Genomic DNA, 16,632 nt, shown 5'->3' with positions numbered 1-16,632 from the left:
TCCCTCTGATTGCACACAGGCCGCTCATCGGCCGTTAAGGAGCACCAGGTCCCTATGATTCGCCGTTCGTTACCCGCTGTCTTTGCTCTGCTGTTCGCCACGCCGCTGCTCGCCGCGCCCGCGGGGCAACAGACGCTGTTCAACTTTGTCCGGCCTGCCGATGTGGTGCAGGTGGCGACAGTGGATGCCAGCCTGCCGCAAGCCAACGCGGAGCAGACAGCCGAGGGCGAAGTGCTGCGCCGGGTGACCTTCAATCCGGCGATTCAACCCAGCCTGCGCCTGACCCCGCAGACCGGTGCCTGGGATTGGTCGCAGTCCGGGGTCATGAGCCTGCGGATCCAGAGCGCGATGAACTGGGCCCTGACCCTGTACGTGAAGATCCAGAGCAATGACGGCAAGACCCTGGTCAGTCGCATCGACCTGCCGGCCGGCCCGGCACAGACCCTGCTGGTGCCGCTGGTTGCCAGTTCGCCGCTGAGCCAAGGCATGAAGGCCGGTCCGCCGATGCCGATGATCTTCGAAGGCCAGCGCGTGCTGCTGGCCAGCAGCGAAGGCGAGCTGGACCGCAGCCAGGTGGTCTCGGTGACCTTGTCCATGGATCAACCGAAAGCCGCCCAGAGCATCCTGCTCGAACGTTTTGGCGTGCAGGACGGCGAGGCGGTGGTCAAGGCGGCCTACGGTGGTCTGGTGGATGCCTACGGCCAGTCGACCCGCGCCAAATGGCCGGAAAAGATCGCCAGCGACGAGCAGCTCAAGGCCGCTGCGAACAAGGAACAACAGCAATTGAAAACCTGGCTGGCCGAACGCGAACGCGCCTCCCTGGACACCTTCGGTGGCTGGAGCAACGGGCCAGCCTTCAAGGCCAGTGGTTTCTTCCGTACCGAGAAGCGCGATGGCCGCTGGTATCTGGTGACGCCCCAGGGGCATCCGTTCTATTCCCTGGGGGTCAATGCGGTCGCGGCGGACAACAGCCAGACCTACGTCGCCGGTCGTGAGTGGATGTTCACGACACTGCCCAACGTCGGCGAGCCGCTGGCCGGTTATTACGGCGAAGGCGACAACCGCGGCGGCAATGGCGCCGACCAGGGCCGCGCCTACAACGTCGGTCGCTGGTACGACTTCTATGGCGCCAACCTGCAGCGCACCTACGGCGTGCCTTGCACCCCGGGCGAAACCAAGGCCGGCGTGGCGGATGCCGCCAAGGCTGACGCCCAAGAGGCCCAGGCCGGGCCGGGCACCGAGCCGCCAGCCGCGGCAGCTTGCCCTGCTGCGGCCCTGGACCAGAAGCGCTGGGCCAGCCACACCCTGGATCGCCTGCAAGCCTGGGGTTTCAATACCATCGGCAACTGGAGCGCGCCGGCGTTGGGCCTGAATGACCGCGTGCCCTACACCTTGCCGCTGTCGATCGTCGGCGACTATGCAAGCATCAGCACCGGCACCGACTGGTGGGGTGGCATGCCCGATCCGTTCGATCCGCGTTTTGCCATGGCCACCGAGCGCGCCGTGGCCATTGCCGCCCGCGATCACCGCGACGATCCCTGGCTGATCGGCTACTTCGCCGACAACGAACTGGCCTGGGCCGGCCCCGGCGATGACCCCAAGTCGCGTTATGCCCTGGCATACGGCACGTTGCGCATGACCACCGACGTGCCGGCCAAGCGTGCGTTCCTCAAGCAACTGCGCGACAAGTACCGTAACCAGGAGGGCCTGTCGAAGGCCTGGGGCATCAACCTGACCGCCTGGGAACTGATGGAGGACCCGGGGTTCGAGCCGCCTTTGCCTAGCCCGGAACATCCGGAGATCGAAGCCGACTTCAAGTACTTCCAGAAGGTCTTTGCCGACACCTACTTCAAGACCATCTCCGATTCGCTGAAGTGGCACGCGCCGAACCACCTGTTGCTGGGCGGACGCTTCGCCATCAGCACCCCCGAGGCCGTGGCGTCCTGCGCCCAGTATTGCGATGTGTTGAGTTTCAACATGTACACCCTCAAGCCACAGGACGGTTACGACTTTGCCCGGCTGAACACGCTGGACAAGCCGGTCCTGATCACCGAGTTCAACTTCGGCTCCCGGGATCGCGGCCCATTCTGGGGTGGCGTGACCGAGCTGGTACGGGAGGAGGATCGCGGCCCGGCCTATGCCCAATTCCTCAAGCAGGCGTTGAGCGAGCCGTCGATTGTCGGCGTGCACTGGTTCCAGTACCTCGATCAACCGGTCACCGGCCGCCTGCTGGACGGCGAGAACGGCCATTTCGGCCTGGTGGGCATCACCGATGTGCCGTTCCAGGGGTTTGTCGACAGCGTGCGCAAGAGCAACCTGCAGGCCCTTGAGCAGTTGGGCAAGGAAGCCGGGAAGGCCAAGGCAGAGGCCGACAAGACCGCGGGTCATGCCGATGGTGGCAAGCCGGGCCATGATGGCAAGGGCGCAGGGCAGGGCGGCGGCCATGCGGGTGGGCATTCGGCGAATGGCCATTGATCGCTGAGCCAGGCCTTTAGGGTACGGCTTCCCTCGCGCGGGCCGGTCCGCCTCTACACTCACGTAGGGGCTGGCCGGCCCGCGCTGCGTTCAATGTCCGTCGATTTCTGAACAATTCTTCCGGTGGATCGCCACCGGGCTCGCTTCTGTTCCCAAAACCCTCAAGGGCTGGAACAATGCGCACCACTTTGTAGAGCATGGTCTGGGGGAGTCACGGGTGCAGATTCAGGGTCATTACGAGCTTAAGTTCGAGGCGGTGCGCGAAGCCTTCGCGGCACTCTTCGATGATCCCCAGGAGCGCGGCGCGGCGTTGTGCATTCAGATCGGCGGGGAAACCGTGCTCGACCTCTGGGCCGGCACCGCCGATAAGGACGGCAGCGAGGCCTGGCACAGCGATACCATCGCCAACCTGTTTTCCTGCACCAAGACCTTTACCGCGGTCACCGCCCTGCAACTGGTGGCCGAAGGCAAGTTGCAGTTGGACGCGCCGGTTGCCCGGTATTGGCCTGAATTCGCCGCGGCCGGCAAGGAAGCGATCACCCTGCGTCAGTTGCTCTGCCATCAGGCCGGGCTGCCGGCCTTGCGTGAGCTGCTGGCGCCGGAAGCACTCTACGACTGGCAAACCATGGTCGATGCCCTCGCGGCGGAGGCTCCTTGGTGGACACCGGGTGAAGGTCATGGTTATGCGGCCATTACCTATGGCTGGCTGGTGGGTGAGCTGCTGCGGCGGGCTGACGGGCGTGGTCCCGGCGAGTCCATCGTGGCACGGGTCGCCAGGCCGCTGGGGCTGGATTTCCATGTCGGCCTGGCGGACGAGGAGTTTTACCGCGTGGCGCACATCGCCCGGGGCAAGGGCAATGTCGGCGACGCGGCCGCGCAGCGCCTGCTGCAAGTGACCATGCGCGAACCCACGGCCATGACCACCCGGGCGTTCACCAACCCGCCGTCGATCATGACCAGTACCAACAAGCCGGAATGGCGGCGCATGCAACAGCCAGCGGCCAATGGCCATGGCAATGCCCGCAGCCTGGCCGGGTTCTACAGCGGCCTGCTCGATGGCAGCCTGCTGGAAGCGGACATGCTCGAAGAGCTGACACGCGAACACAGCGTCGGCATGGACAAGACCCTGTTGACCCAGACCCGTTTCGGCCTGGGTTGCATGCTTGATCAGCCGCAGGTGGCCAACGCGACCTTCGGTCTCGGCCCACGCGCCTTCGGCCATCCGGGAGCAGGTGGCTCCATCGGTTTTGCCGATCCTGAGTACGATGTGGCCTTCGGTTTTGTCACCAATACCCTGGGTCCGTACGTGCTGATGGATCCAAGAGCGCAGAAGTTAGTGAGGGTTCTGTCGGATTGTCTGTAAAAAAGTTGCTGTCAGGATTTTTTTTGCCTAAACATGAGTAAAAGCATCAGCAAGGAACCCTGTGGCTTTTATACTTTCAAAGCGTCTGTTTGTACGGTTCGTAGAGACCGTAATTTTTGATCTCATTTTGTGGATATCCCATGTCGTCGAACAAGTCTTTAGCCTTGGCTCTTTGCCTCACTGTCACCGGTTGTGCACAAACTCCACAAAATGACGTAGAAGGTGGGCATTGGTGGTCTTTCGGTTCCGATAAGACCGCCAGCAAGGAAGCGGTGCAACCGGCAGCAAAAGCAGCTGCCAACGAGGTTTCCGCGGCCAAGTCCGCCGCCACATCCACCGCCAAGTCCGCGACCGCTCCTGCCGCAGCCAAGGTCGAAACCGCAACCGCTTCCGTCGCTGCTCCGGCCGCCAAGGCCGAGACCACCAACTGGTGGTGGCCGTTCCCTTCCAAGGACACGAGCAAAGACGCAGTCAAAGAGCCAGTAGCCGACGCCAAAGCCAAGGCGGATGCCGCGACCGCGGCTCCGAAGGTCGCCAAGACCGAGACCGGCAACTGGTGGTGGCCGTTCAATCAGCAGCCCAAGTCTCCGACCAAGGCAGATGTGAAAGACATCCCGATGCCGGATCCAAAAATCACCCAGGCCTGGCTGGACGACTACGAGCCGCGCTTGCGTGAAGCCATCAAGGACAGCCGCCTGCAACTGGAGCGTCGCGAGAACACCCTGGTGGTGATCGCCCCGGTCGACGGTTCGTTCAATCCGGATCGCCCGGCCATGTTGCTGCCGGTCACCCTGAGCCCGTTCACCCGCGTGGCCAAGGCCGTGGGTACCGACGCCAAGACTTCCGTGCTGGTACTGGGCCATGCCGACACCACCGGTGCCGCGGCGGTCAACCAGAAGCTGAGCCGTGACCGTGCGCAGTCCGTCGCCGCGATTTTCAGCCTCACTGGCCTGAAGCGCGATCGCCTGATGCTGCGTGGCATGGGTTCGGTGATGCCTCGTGCGGCCAACGACAGCGCCGAAGGGCGTGCGCTGAACCGTCGCGTGGAAATCATCGTCACCCAGCGCAGCACCATGCTGGCCCTGCTGAGCAAGTACAACCAGCCGACTCCGTCCGAGGCTGAACTGGTTGCCGTACAGGATGTGAAACCAGTCGTTCCTGCTGCCTCCTCGAAGAAAGCCGTCGCGAAGAAAGCCGCTCCGGCGAAAAAAGCCCCAGCCAAGAAGCCTGTAGCGAAGAAAGAAACCGCCAAGAAAACCACCACTGCCAAGGCTCCGGCCAAGGCCGCGACCGAACAGGCGAAGAACTGATTCATCAGGCATCGGGCAAAAGGAACCTGCAATGACCCAGGGACTGGCGGACATGCGCCGCGACTACACCCGTGACGGACTGACCGAAGCCCAGGCTCCGGTCGAGCCCTTCACGCTGTTTCACCAGTGGTTCGCACAGGCGGTGAAAACCGAGCAGCCGCCGGTCGAGGCCAATGCCATGACCCTGGCGACCGTTGACGAAGAGGGGCGCCCCCATTGCCGCATCCTGCTGCTCAAGGGGCTGGATGCGCAGGGGTTCACCTTTTTCACCAACTACGACAGCGCCAAGGGGCAGCAACTGGCCGCACGGCCTTTTGCCGCCATGACCTTCTTCTGGCCGGCCCTGGAGCGTCAGGTGCGTATCGAGGGGCGGGTGGTCAAGGTCACCGCCGAGGAGTCCGATGCCTACTTCCAGGTCCGCCCGCTGGGCAGCCGCCTGGGCGCCTGGGCATCGCCGCAGAGCCAGGTGATCGCCGATCGTCAGGAGCTGGAAGCCTTGCTCAAGAACACCGAGGAGCGCTTCAGCGATACCCAGCCCCATTGCCCCGAGCACTGGGGTGGTTATCGCCTGTTACCGGAGCGCATCGAGTTCTGGCAAGGGCGCGCCAGCCGTTTGCACGATCGCTTGAACTACCGCCTGCAAGGTGCCGACTGGGTGCGTGAGCGCCTGGCCCCCTGAACCAGGAATCAGGTCATTCGCCGGGATAACCGGCCGCGGCGGCTTCTAGCCACTGTGGCAGGTCCCGGCGTTTTACTTTCTGGCGATGGGCTTTCGCCAGCTGTTGCAGCATGAAGGATTTCTTCTTCTCGTCCCCACCGGCCAGCGACAGCGCCAGGTCCCGGTCCATCCAGCGCTTGATCCGTACATACAGCCACCAATGGAAGTACAGGCCGGCAAGGGTGGTCACGACAATGATGAAGTAATCCATGGAAAATCCTTTGGCCGGTGGCGCAACTCGGGAAATAAGCGCTACCGTGTGAAGAGTTTTTATATTCAAGCAGTCTGTACTGCTGCTGAATGGAACACATTTTATCCGGGCGACGCCGTGACAGGCGTCAAGCTGCGGAGTTTAATGATTATCTGTCCTTTGGAGTTGATCCTATGCGTAAGTCTGTTTTGCTGGTTGCTTCCTTTTCCACGATGGCCATGTTGCTCACCGGTTGCCAATCCAATCTGTCCGGTGACTCTTACTCCCGTGACGAGGCGCGTCGCGTACAGACCGTTCGCATGGGCACTATCGAATCCCTGCGTCCGGTGAAAATCGAAGGCACCAAGACCCCGATCGGCGGCCTCGCCGGCGCAGCGGTCGGCGGCGTTGGCGGCAGCGCCATCGGCGGCGGCAAAGGCAGCATCGTGGCGGCGGTCATCGGTGCGGTGGCAGGCGGCCTGATCGGTTCCGCCACCGAGGAAGGCCTGACCCGTACCCAGGGCGTGGAAATCACCGTGCGTGAAGACGACGGCAGCATGCGTGCCTATGTACAACAAGTTGAACAAAACGAAGTGTTCCGCGTTGGCGAGCGCGTACGCATCATGAGCGTCAACGGCACCAGCCGTGTCGCCCACTAAGCGTTAACCGCGACAAAACAAAACCCCGGCCAGGCAACTGGTCGGGGTTTTGTGTTTTCAGCCCTGGCAACGCCGGCGGTTATGCCGGCAGTTGTGGGTTCTTGCGGCTGGCCGCGGCCGTCACCGCGTAGCCGATCAGGGCGGCGAAGAGCGAGCCGGTGAGGATGCCCATGCGGTCCATGCCGGCGTATTCGCTGCTGCCGGGCACAAAGGCCAGGGAACCCACGAACAGGCTCATGGTGAAGCCGATCCCGCAGAGAATCGCCACGCCCAGCACCTGGCCCCAGTTGGCGCCGGCGGGGAGGGCGGCCAGCCCCATCTTCACCGCCAGCCAGGTCAGGCCGAATACGCCGACGGTCTTGCCCAGCAGCAGGCCGATGGCGATGCCCATGGGCACATAGTGGGTGAAGCTTTCCACGGTGATGCCCTGCAGCGACAGGCCGGCATTGGCGAAGGCGAACAGCGGCAGGATGCCGTAGGCGACCCACGGATGCAGCGCATGTTCCAGGCTCAGCAGCGGCGAAGGCTCGGCATTGCGGGTGCGCAGCGGGATGCAGAACGCCAGGGTCACGCCGGCCAGGGTCGCGTGGACGCCACTCTTGAGCACGCAGACCCAGAGGATCAGGCCGATGATCAGGTACGGCCCGAGCTTGACCACCCCCAGGCGGTTCATCGCCACCAGCGCCACCAGGCAGGCAGCCGCGAGTACCAGCGACAGGGTCGACAGGGCGCCGGAGTAGAAAATCGCGATGACGATGATGGCCCCCAGGTCGTCGATGATCGCCAGCGTCATCAGGAACAGCTTCAGCGACACCGGAACCCGCTTGCCCAGCAGGGCCAGCACGCCGAGGGCGAAGGCGATGTCGGTGGCCATGGGGATCGCCCAGCCGCTGAGCGCCGGCGGGTTGTCCTTGTTGAGGAACCAGTAGATCAGCGCCGGCACCACCATGCCGCCGATGGCGGCGGCGCCCGGCAGGACGATCTGCGAAGGCTTGGACAGGTGGCCGTCGAGGACCTCGCGCTTGACCTCCAGGCCGATCAGCAGGAAGAACATGGCCATCAGGCCGTCATTGATCCACAGCAGCAGCGGCTTGGCGATTTTCAGGGCGCCGATCTGGGCGACCACGGGTGTGTCCAGCAGGCCGTTGTACAGCCAGGACAGCGGTGAGTTGTTGATGATCAGGGCAAGCACGGCAGCGGCAATCAATAACAGACCGCTGGCAGCTTCCAACTGAAAGAAACGCGTGAAAGTGCTACGCAGAGGCAAGGTCGCTCTCCATCAGAAAACTAAAAAGGTGGCACACCCTAACCCGTACTGTTAGTTGTTAAAACAAAAGTTATATTCTTTTTTGTTATATACAGCAGGGCAGCGGTCTGCTGGAAAACCAGCCTAGCAGTTGTGTATCCAATTGATTCAAAACTGTACCTGTGAGCGACCGGGGATGTTTCCTAACATGTCCGGCCCCAGCCCTACGGGCCGGGGACTTTTGCCTGTTGCAGCGCCCGATTTTCCTTGTGCCTGGATCGCCTATGCTGGGTGCACTTCATCTTTCTGCGTCCATGTGGCGTTCGAGCCAACGAGAAAACACCATGAGCGACAACCGTCAGTGGGCCCGCGAGGCCATCCGGATCATCGAAGCCGACTTCCAGCGCAGCGCCGACACCCACCTGATCCCCTTGCCTCTGCCGGGCCTGCCGGGCATCGAGCTGTATTTCAAGGACGAGTCCAGCCATCCCACCGGCAGCCTCAAGCATCGCCTGGCGCGTTCGTTGTTCCTTTATGCGCTGTGTAACGGCTGGCTCAAGCCCGGGGCGCCGGTGATCGAGGCATCCAGTGGTTCGACGGCGATTTCCGAGGCCTATTTCGCGCGCCTGCTGGGCTTGCCGTTCATTGCGGTGATGCCGGCCACCACGTCCCAGGAAAAGATCGCGCAGATCGCCTTCTACGGCGGCAAGAGCCATCTGGTGCAGGACCCGACGCAGATCTACGCCGAGTCGGAGCGCCTGGCCCTGGAGGGCGGCGGGCATTTCATGGACCAGTTCACCTACGCCGAGCGCGCCACCGATTGGCGGGCGAACAACAACATCGCCGAGTCGATCTTCCAGCAGCTGCGCTTCGAGCGTTACCCGGAGCCCAAATGGCTGATCTCCAGCCCGGGCACCGGCGGCACCACCGCCACCCTGGGGCGTTATGTGCGGTATCGCCAGCATTGCACCCGGGTACTCTGCGCCGACGCCGAGCGTTCGGTGTTCTTCGATTACTACCAGAGCGGTGATGCCAGCCTGCGCCTGGATTGCGGTTCGCGCATCGAAGGGATCGGCCGGCCACGGGTCGAGGCGTCGTTCCTGCCCAAGGTGATCGATGCGATGGTCAAGGTGCCGGATGCCCTGTCGCTGGCGGCCATGCATTACCTGGCGCAGCGCCTGGGGCGGCGGGTGGGCGGTTCCAGCGGTACCAACCTGATCGGCGCGCTGATGGCGGCGCAGCAGATGAAACAGGCCGGGGAGAGTGGCTCGATCGTCGCCATCCTGTGTGACGGTGGCGAGCGTTATGCGACCACCTATTACGATCAGGACTGGCTAACCGCTCAGGGTTACCAGCTGACGGCCTTGATCGAGGCGGTGGCGGCGAGTGTGGAGCGTGGCGAGGCGTTGCCGGCCAGCGTATTGCGCGCCGGCATCTGAGCGTGCAAGCCCGCCCTTGTAGGAGCGAGCTTGCTCGCGAAAAACGTCAAGACAACGCGGTGTGTCAGACGCTCCGCGTTATCGTTGGCCTCCATCGCGAGCAAGCTCGCTCCTACAGAGGGGCTCTACCCCTGGAGGCTTACGCCTCGATCCCGAGGATATTGCGCGCCACCGCTTCGGCGATGCGGATCCCGTCGACACCCGCCGACAGAATGCCGCCGGCATAACCGGCGCCTTCACCGGCCGGGTACAGGCCTTTCACGTTCAGGCTCTGCATCGATTCGTCGCGGGTAATGCGCAGCGGCGACGAGGTGCGGGTCTCGATCCCGGTCAGCACCGCGTCGTGCAGGGAGTAACCCTTGATCTGCCGCTCGAAGGCCGGCAGCGCTTCGCGGATCGCCTCGATGGCGAAGTCCGGCAGGGCCAGGGCCAGGTCACCCAGGGCGACGCCCGGCTTGTAGGACGGCTCGACGCTGCCCAGGGCGGTGGACGGCTTGCCGGCGATAAAGTCGCCGACCAGTTGCGCCGGGGCTTCGTAGTTGCTGCCGCCGAGCACAAAGGCGTGGGATTCCAGGCGTTCCTGCAGCTCGATACCAGCCAGCGGGCCGCCCGGGTAATCCACTTCCGGGGTGATGCCGACCACGATGCCGGAGTTGGCGTTGCGCTCGTTACGCGAGTATTGGCTCATGCCGTTGGTGACCACGCGGTTCGGCTCGGAGGTCGCCGCCACCACGGTGCCGCCCGGGCACATGCAGAAGCTGTAGACCGAACGGCCGTTCTTCGCGTGGTGCACCAGCTTGTAGTCGGCGGCGCCGAGTTTCGGGTGACCGGCGTACTTGCCCAGGCGTGCGCTGTCGATCAGCGACTGCGGGTGTTCGATGCGGAAACCCACGGAGAACGGCTTGGCCTCCATGTACACGCCACGGCCGTGGAGCATGCGGAAGGTGTCGCGGGCGCTGTGGCCGAGGGCCAGGATCACGTGTTTCGAGTGAATCTGTTCGCCGCTGTTGAGCTCGACGCCGACCAGCTGGCCGTCTTCGATCAGCACGTCGGTCACCCGTTGCTCGAAGCGCACCTCACCGCCCAGGGCGATGATCTGCTGGCGCATGTTCTCGACCACGCCGGTCAGGCGGAAGGTGCCGATGTGCGGCTTGCTGACGTAGAGGATCTCTTCCGGCGCGCCGGCCTTGACGAACTCGTGCAGGACCTTGCGGCCGTGGTGTTTCGGGTCCTTGATCTGGCTGTACAGCTTGCCGTCGGAGAAGGTCCCCGCGCCGCCTTCGCCGAACTGCACGTTGGATTCCGGGTTGAGCACGCTTTTGCGCCACAGGCCCCAGGTGTCCTTGGTGCGCTGGCGCACTTCCTTGCCGCGCTCGAGGATGATCGGCTTGAAACCCATCTGCGCCAGCAGCAGGCCGGCGAAAATCCCGCAGGGGCCGAAACCCACCACGATCGGGCGCTGCGCCAGGTCGGCGGGCGCCTGGCCGACGACCTTGTAGCTGACATCCGGCGCCGGGTTGACGTTACGGTCGTCGGCGAACTTGTGCAGCAGCCTGGCCTCGTCGCGCACGTTCAGATCGAGGGTATAGATGAAGCACAGCTCGGACGACTTCTTGCGCGCGTCGTAGCTACGCTTGAACAGGGTGAAGTCGAGCAGGTCCTCGCTGGCGATGCCCAGGCGCTGCAGGATGGCAGGGCGCAGGTCTTCATCGGGATGGTCGATCGGCAGCTTGAGTTCGGTGATTCGTAACATGACAGGGTCCGGTTCGCGGGACGCACCAATGCGTCAGGGCGGTTTTACAAACCGGCGATTATAAGCCGCAAAGTCCGGACCCCGTGAGGTTAAAACGGTTGCCCGTCGCCTCAGTCGCTGCGCGAGCCGCCGAAATAGGCGCAACCGCGCTGGACCTGGCCATCGACCCGCAGTTCCGCGGTCAGGTGCTGCACGCTGCCGGTCTTGCTGTCCACGCAGCGCTGCGGCGCGACCCAGAGTTCGACGTGGCGGTTGTTGGCTTCGCTGCTGAGGTTGAAACGGCCGTCGCCCAGTTGCTCTTCCAGGTAGGGCAGGGCCAGCGCCGGCTGGCCGGCGCGTTCGATGCGCATGCCCTTGGCGCTGACGTCGACGTTCCAGTCCGGGGCCTTGCCACTGGCCCGCAGGATCAGGCGCGGGAAGTCGGGATCGCTGCAGGCGTCGTTCGAGCGTTCGACGCGGTACAGCTGGCTCAGCGCCACTTCACTGTCGGCGCCGCCGGACTTGCTCGGGGAGAAATGCCCACGCAGGTCGGCGAACAGCGTGCCCTGCTGGTCGGCCAGGCTGGCAGCTTCCTGGAGGATGCTGGTACCGCCGTTGTCCTTGACCACATAACGCTGCTCGCCAACGCAGGGCTTGAACAGCAACTGGCCGTCGGCGGCGGTCAGCGTGCCCTGCATGCGGGTCTGGCCGGCCTGGGACTGCGTCCGGGACTGGCCATCGAACACCGACAGCATCTGGCAACCGGCAAACAGGGGGAGCAGGGCAATACAAACAAGGGAACGGGCGGCACGCATCGTCGGGTCTCCAATCAAGTGCCGCCACGTTACGCAGCCTGACCGTTCATCACAACCCTGGATCCATTTACGTCTCTGTAGGAAGGCGCTGCGGTGTGCCGGGTGCAGCGCTATCGCGAGCAAGCTTCGCTCCTGCAGAGGCGTGGGTCAGCCGACGATAAAGGTCTGGCCAGTCTGCAGGCCTTCCACGCTCTTGGCGTAGGCCAACGCCACGTCGGCGCCGGGAACCGGTTTGTAGCCACGGAAGTACGGAGCGTAGCTGTCCATGGCTTCTTCCAGCACGGTCGGGCTTACCGAGTTCACCCGCAGGCCACGTGGCAGTTCGATGGCGGCGGCGCGGACGAAGCCGTCGATGGCGCCGTTGACCAGGGCCGCCGAGGCGCCGCTGCGGATCGGGTCGCGGTTGAGGATGCCGGAGGTGAAGGTGAACGAGGCGCCGTCGTTGGCGAACTCGCGGCCGATCAGCAGCAGGTTGACCTGGCCCATCAGCTTGTCTTGCAGGCCCAGGGCGAAGTGCTGGGCGCTCATCTCGCCCAGCGGCGCGAAGCTGACATTGCCTGCGGCGCAGATCAGTGCGTCGAACCGGCCGGTTTGCTCGAAGAGCGCGCGGATCGAGGCGCTGTCGCTGATATCCACCTGGAAGTCACCGCTAGTGCGGCCTATGCGGATGATTTCGTGACGTTGCGACAGCTCTTTGTCGACGGCTGAACCAATGGTGCCGCTGGCGCCGATCAGAAGGATTTTCATGGGGCGGTTCCTCGCGTGGGTTGAACGAGGTTGCAGTCTAGTGCTGGTTTTTCCTGGTGATTAGCGCGCTAATAGGCAACCTTTGGTTTTCAAATGGAAACAATCCATGAGCGAGATGGATGACCTGGCGGCATTCGCCGTGCTGATCGAGGCCGGCAGTTTTACCCTGGCCGCCCAGCAACTGGGGTGCAGCAAGGGGCAATTGTCCAAGCGCATCAGCGCCCTGGAGGCGCAGTTCGCGGTGGTGCTGTTGCAGCGCACCACACGCCGCTTGAGCCTGACCGCGGCGGGCGCCGCCTTGTTGCCCCAGGCCCAGGCGCTGCTGGTCCAGGTCGAGCGGGCGCGTCAGGCGCTGGCGCGGCTCAAGGACGACATGGCCGGGCCGGTGCGGCTGACGGTGCCGGTGTCCCTGGGCGAGACCTTCTTCGAAGGCCTGTTGCTGGAGTTTTCCCGGCAGTACCCCGAGGTGCAGATCGAGCTGGAGCTGAACAACAATTATCGCGATCTGTCCCGGGACGGTTTCGACCTGGCGATCCGTTCGGAAGTGGCCAATGACCAACGACTGGTGGCCAGGCCGCTGCTGGCCTGGCACGAGATGACCTGCGCCAGCCCGGCTTACCTGGAACAGTATGGCGAGCCACAGGCGCCCAGGGACCTGGCCGAGCATCGCTGCCTGCTCAACAGCCATTACAGCGGCCGTGAGGAGTGGCTCTATCACCAGCAGCACGAACTGTTTCGGGTACGGGTTTCGGGACCTTTCGCCAGCAATCACTACAACCTGCTGAAAAAGGCCGCGCTGGTGGGGGCGGGGATCGCCCGGCTACCGTCCTACCTGCTGCAGGCGGAACTGGCCGACGGGCGTTTGCGCGGGCTGCTGCGCGATTACCAGACCCGCAGCATGCCGATGTACCTGGTGCATCCGTATCAGGGCGGGTTGCCCAAGCGCACCCAGGTCCTGGCCGATTACCTGATCGGCTGGTTCAAGCGCAGCGGCGAAGCGCTGGATCGCCTTTGACCTGACGGTTTGCGCCTCCTGTAGCCGCTGCCGCAGGCTGCGATAAGGCCGAAGGCCTTCAGCGATCTCAAGACCTTGCGTCCCCTTCGGGGCCGATCGCAGCCTGCGGCAGCGGCAGCGGCAGCGGCTACAGCGCTACAGCGGCGGCTCAGCGATAGCGGCGGGCGATCAGGTGGTCGATGGAGAGCTTGCCGGGGCCGCGGGCCATCAGGTACAGCAGCACCGCCGCCCAGGTGCCGTGTGTCGGGTAGGCGTCGGGGTAGACGAACAGCTGGATGGTCAGGGTCATGCCCAGCAGCGCCAGGGCCGAGAAGCGCGTGGCGAAACCGACCAGGAGCAGCAGTGGGAACAGATGCTCGGCGAATGCCGCCAGGTGCGCGGCCAGTTCGGGGGAGAGCAGCGGTACCTGGTACTCGCTCTGGAACAGCGGAATGGTCGAGTCGGCCAGGCGCGGCATGCCGAGCTCGAACGTCCCGGAGAACAGGTCGATGGCCAGGCCCTCGATTTTGGTCTGGCCGGATTTCCAGAACACCGCGGCAATGGAGAAGCGCGCGAGAAAGGCGATCAGGCTGTGGGGAATACGCTCCAGCAGCTGGATGAGTCGGTTCAGCCCATGGCTGAGCGGGTGGTGATTGGTGCAGTGGGTGTGCATGTTCAGACCTCGGAATGGGGGGACAGGCGAGTGATGGCGCCGCGACCGATCAGCAGCGCCAGGGCCTGGCTCGGCTCGAACGCCGGATCGACAGCCAAGGCATTGGCCGCGGCGACTTGCAGCGGCTGTGAGTGGTGCAGGCTGTGGATGAAGCGGGCGCTCCCGGCATCGATGGCGAACACCTCGACCTCCAGGTCATGACGCAGCACCAGGGCGCTTTGTCCTTGCTGCAAGTCAATCGCCTGCCAGTCGCCATCGCCCTGGTGGGCGGCCCATACATCGACCACCGGATAGGGCGAGTTCAGCAGGCCGAGCGAGGGGTGCAGTTCCAGGCGCAATTGCCCCAGGGTTTGCGGCTCGGCCATGGCCGTTGCGAGCTGCGCCAGTGGCACCGGGCAGGCGTCGGCGGCGTGGTAGGCGGTGACCCGCAGGCGCTCCAGGCGCGCGACATCGGCCAGGTAAGGCACGCCGGCGGCGGGAGGGAAACCGCCGATGAAGTCGGCGAAGTCATGGCCATAGTCGCTAAGCACGGCACTGGTGGGCGGGAAGCGCCTGACGTAGAGCGTGGCCATGGCCCGGAAGAACTCATCGCCCACCAGTTGCGCCACCACCGGATAGGCATCGGCCAGGGCGTTGATCAACGAGCTCTGCACATTGTTGCGGTACACCGCAAAGCGGCTGGCCGGGTCGGCGCCGTTGCCGCAGTACAGGTCCGCAGGGCAGGGCTGCTCGGAGTCGAACAGGGCGCTGGCGAAGCTGGCTTGGGTGTTCATGGCAGCCTCCTGGCGCATTGCAGCAGCTCATCCGCCTGGCGCGCTTCGGCCTGCAGCACGGAAAACGCCGGCACCTGGTTGTCGCGCTCGATCAGGGTCGCGGTCGGTCCGATCCGTTCCAGCAGCCGCAGGTAAAGCGCCCATACGGCGTTATCGATTGGTGCGCCGTGATCGTCGATCAACAGCCGGTCGCCCAGGCTGTCGGTGTCTTCGGCAAACCCGGCCAGGTGGATCTCGCCCACCGCGTGCAGCGGCAGGGCATCGATATAGGCCAGCGGGTCGCGCCGGTGGTTGATGCACGACACGTAGACATTGTTCACGTCCAGCAACAGGCCGCAGCCGGTGCGGCGTATCACCTCGCGGATGAATTCGGCCTCGTCCATGCTCGACTGGCGAAACTCCAGGTAGGTCGCCGGGTTCTCCAGCAGCATGGGGCGGCGCAGGGTGACCTGCACCTGGTCGATGTGTTCGCAGACGCGGTCCAGCGTCGGCCGGTCATAGGCCAGGGGCAGCAGGTCATTGAGAAACACCGGGCCATGGCTGGACCAGGCCAGGTGTTCGGAAAAGGACTGGGGTTGATAACGCTCGATCAGCGCGGCCAGGCGCTTGAGGTGCTGTTGGTCCAGCGGACCTTCGGCACCGATCGACAGGCCGACGCCATGCAGCGACAGCGGATACTGCTCGCGGATCAGCCCCAGGTAGTGATGGAACGGCCCGCCAGCGACCATGTAGTTTTCCGCATGGACTTCAAAGAAGCCGATATCGGGCTGTTCCTTCAGGACCTGGCGAAAGTGCTCGGTCTTGAGCCCCAGCCCGGCGCGTTGCGGCAGGCTGGAGACGGTCGCCTGAGTGGCGGGATGCAGGGGGAGTGGTACGGCCATGTTCATCATCGACACTCAGGCAGGTTGCTTACGACTTGGCTTTGTAGGCTTGCAGCTGGCCGAAACCGGTAGGCGAGGTGCTGCTGGCGGTTTTCTCGCAGGTGCCTTTAGGAACCAGCTTCCAGGCGTTGGCCTGGTGGTCGACCTTGGCGGTACCGGCACAGGTGGTGCCCGCGCCTGCCGCGCAATCGTTCTTGCCCTTCATGGCGACGCCAAAGCATTTCTCCATGTTGTCGGCGGCCTGGGCGGTGGTCGGCAGCGCGGCGATGCTCAAGGCAGAACCGAGGGCCAGGGCCAGGGCGGCGGCGGACAGGGTGCGAGTGGTAGCGGTCATGGTGTTTCTCCAGAAAAGGTAGTGGTGTAGGCAGGCATTCGTGCCTGCTTACCCCTCTAGAGAAAGGTCGCTGGGGTTTGTTACAGCCCAGGCGAAAAAAATCCAGTTGTAGCCGCTGCCGCAGGCTGCGATCGACGGCGAAGCCGGCGCAATCACTGGCAGCGCGGTGTACCGAGCCTTCCGAGTTGGTCAGCCTGTGCGGGGCATTGCCCCGATCGCAGCCTGCGGCAGCGGCTACAGGAGGGGAGATTTCCAGGCGAAAAAAAACGGCCCCGCAGGGCCG

Annotated in this window: 16 protein-coding genes; 7 read left to right on the top strand and 9 right to left on the bottom strand. The window is 64.2% G+C overall.

The features are described 5' to 3' along the window. Window positions 1-54: 54 nt before the first annotated feature. The 4 genes from BMY68_RS18975 (at window position 55) to pdxH (ending at window position 5,827) form a co-directional block, all read left to right on the top strand. The gene (locus tag BMY68_RS18975) at window positions 55-2,475 is read left to right on the top strand and encodes a beta-galactosidase (protein ID WP_085529998.1); all 2,421 of its coding nucleotides are present in this window, start codon (window positions 55-57) and stop codon (window positions 2,473-2,475) included. Window positions 2,476-2,692: 217 nt separating this feature from the next. Further along, window positions 2,693-3,838 carry an EstA family serine hydrolase gene (locus BMY68_RS18970; protein ID WP_007923077.1) on the top strand — a complete coding sequence of 382 codons (1,146 nt, stop codon included), beginning with the start codon at window positions 2,693-2,695 and terminating at the stop codon, window positions 3,836-3,838. 140 nt (window positions 3,839-3,978) lie between these two features. Continuing rightward, window positions 3,979-5,148, top strand: a complete 1,170-nt coding sequence (locus tag BMY68_RS18965; protein WP_085529999.1) for an OmpA family protein — start codon at window positions 3,979-3,981, stop codon at window positions 5,146-5,148. 31 nt (window positions 5,149-5,179) lie between these two features. After that, window positions 5,180-5,827: a pyridoxamine 5'-phosphate oxidase gene (pdxH, locus tag BMY68_RS18960; protein WP_009047373.1), complete on the top strand. Its 648-nt coding sequence runs from the start codon at window positions 5,180-5,182 to the stop codon at window positions 5,825-5,827. Window positions 5,828-5,840: 13 nt separating this feature from the next. On the opposite strand, the gene BMY68_RS18955 is transcribed toward pdxH, so the two are convergent. Beyond that, entirely contained in the window at window positions 5,841-6,077 is a 237-nt protein-coding gene (locus BMY68_RS18955; RefSeq protein WP_085530000.1) for a hypothetical protein, read from the bottom strand. Between the two features lie 173 nt (window positions 6,078-6,250). On the opposite strand from BMY68_RS18955, the gene BMY68_RS18950 reads away from it, so the two are divergent. Next, window positions 6,251-6,715 carry an outer membrane lipoprotein gene (locus tag BMY68_RS18950; RefSeq protein WP_007923357.1) on the top strand — a complete coding sequence of 155 codons (465 nt, stop codon included), beginning with the start codon at window positions 6,251-6,253 and terminating at the stop codon, window positions 6,713-6,715. 79 nt (window positions 6,716-6,794) lie between these two features. Here BMY68_RS18950 and nhaA read toward each other — a convergent pair whose 3' ends face one another. Beyond that, window positions 6,795-7,982 (bottom strand): Na+/H+ antiporter NhaA, encoded by a 1,188-nt coding sequence (gene nhaA / locus BMY68_RS18945; protein ID WP_009042476.1) that lies wholly within the window; start codon window positions 7,980-7,982, stop codon window positions 6,795-6,797. Between the two features lie 323 nt (window positions 7,983-8,305). Between nhaA and BMY68_RS18940 the strand changes: the two genes are divergently transcribed. Then, window positions 8,306-9,400 (top strand): PLP-dependent cysteine synthase family protein, encoded by a 1,095-nt coding sequence (locus BMY68_RS18940; RefSeq protein ID WP_085530001.1) that lies wholly within the window; start codon window positions 8,306-8,308, stop codon window positions 9,398-9,400. A gap of 139 nt (window positions 9,401-9,539) precedes the next feature. Here BMY68_RS18940 and BMY68_RS18930 read toward each other — a convergent pair whose 3' ends face one another. The 3 genes from BMY68_RS18930 to BMY68_RS18920 form a co-directional block, all read right to left on the bottom strand. Then, the gene (locus tag BMY68_RS18930; protein ID WP_009042478.1) at window positions 9,540-11,153 is read right to left on the bottom strand and encodes an NAD(P)/FAD-dependent oxidoreductase; all 1,614 of its coding nucleotides are present in this window, start codon (window positions 11,151-11,153) and stop codon (window positions 9,540-9,542) included. Window positions 11,154-11,263: 110 nt separating this feature from the next. Next, window positions 11,264-11,947: a COG3650 family protein gene (locus tag BMY68_RS18925; RefSeq protein WP_009042479.1), complete on the bottom strand. Its 684-nt coding sequence runs from the start codon at window positions 11,945-11,947 to the stop codon at window positions 11,264-11,266. A 147-nt stretch (window positions 11,948-12,094) separates the two neighbouring features. Then, window positions 12,095-12,694, bottom strand: coding sequence for a short chain dehydrogenase (locus BMY68_RS18920; RefSeq protein ID WP_085530003.1), 600 nt, complete (start codon window positions 12,692-12,694; stop codon window positions 12,095-12,097). A 106-nt stretch (window positions 12,695-12,800) separates the two neighbouring features. Between BMY68_RS18920 and BMY68_RS18915 the strand changes: the two genes are divergently transcribed. Beyond that, window positions 12,801-13,709: a LysR family transcriptional regulator gene (locus BMY68_RS18915; protein ID WP_085530004.1), complete on the top strand. Its 909-nt coding sequence runs from the start codon at window positions 12,801-12,803 to the stop codon at window positions 13,707-13,709. A gap of 148 nt (window positions 13,710-13,857) precedes the next feature. On the opposite strand, the gene BMY68_RS18910 is transcribed toward BMY68_RS18915, so the two are convergent. Genes BMY68_RS18910 through BMY68_RS18895 form a run of 4 tightly spaced genes read right to left on the bottom strand, consistent with a single transcriptional unit; the run spans window position 13,858 to window position 16,349 of the window. Beyond that, window positions 13,858-14,361 carry a DoxX family protein gene (locus BMY68_RS18910; RefSeq protein ID WP_085530005.1) on the bottom strand — a complete coding sequence of 168 codons (504 nt, stop codon included), beginning with the start codon at window positions 14,359-14,361 and terminating at the stop codon, window positions 13,858-13,860. 2 nt (window positions 14,362-14,363) lie between these two features. Then, complete coding sequence (locus BMY68_RS18905; protein WP_085530006.1) at window positions 14,364-15,134, bottom strand: HvfC/BufC N-terminal domain-containing protein; 771 nt, start codon at window positions 15,132-15,134, stop codon at window positions 14,364-14,366. Further along, on the bottom strand, window positions 15,131-16,015 hold the full coding sequence (locus BMY68_RS18900) for an MNIO family bufferin maturase (protein WP_239694105.1): 885 nt from the start codon (window positions 16,013-16,015) through the stop codon (window positions 15,131-15,133). The genes BMY68_RS18905 and BMY68_RS18900 overlap by 4 nt, the downstream gene beginning before the upstream one ends. A gap of 28 nt (window positions 16,016-16,043) precedes the next feature. Beyond that, a complete protein-coding gene (locus BMY68_RS18895) occupies window positions 16,044-16,349 on the bottom strand; it encodes a BufA1 family periplasmic bufferin-type metallophore (protein WP_009042485.1) in 306 nt (101 codons plus the stop codon). Window positions 16,350-16,632: the final 283 nt, after the last annotated feature.

The organism is Pseudomonas sp. NFACC41-3, assembly GCF_900109505.1.
Taxonomy (GTDB): Bacteria; Pseudomonadota; Gammaproteobacteria; order Pseudomonadales; family Pseudomonadaceae; genus Aquipseudomonas; species Aquipseudomonas chlororaphis.
This window is presented reverse-complemented; position numbering and strand designations above follow the sequence as displayed.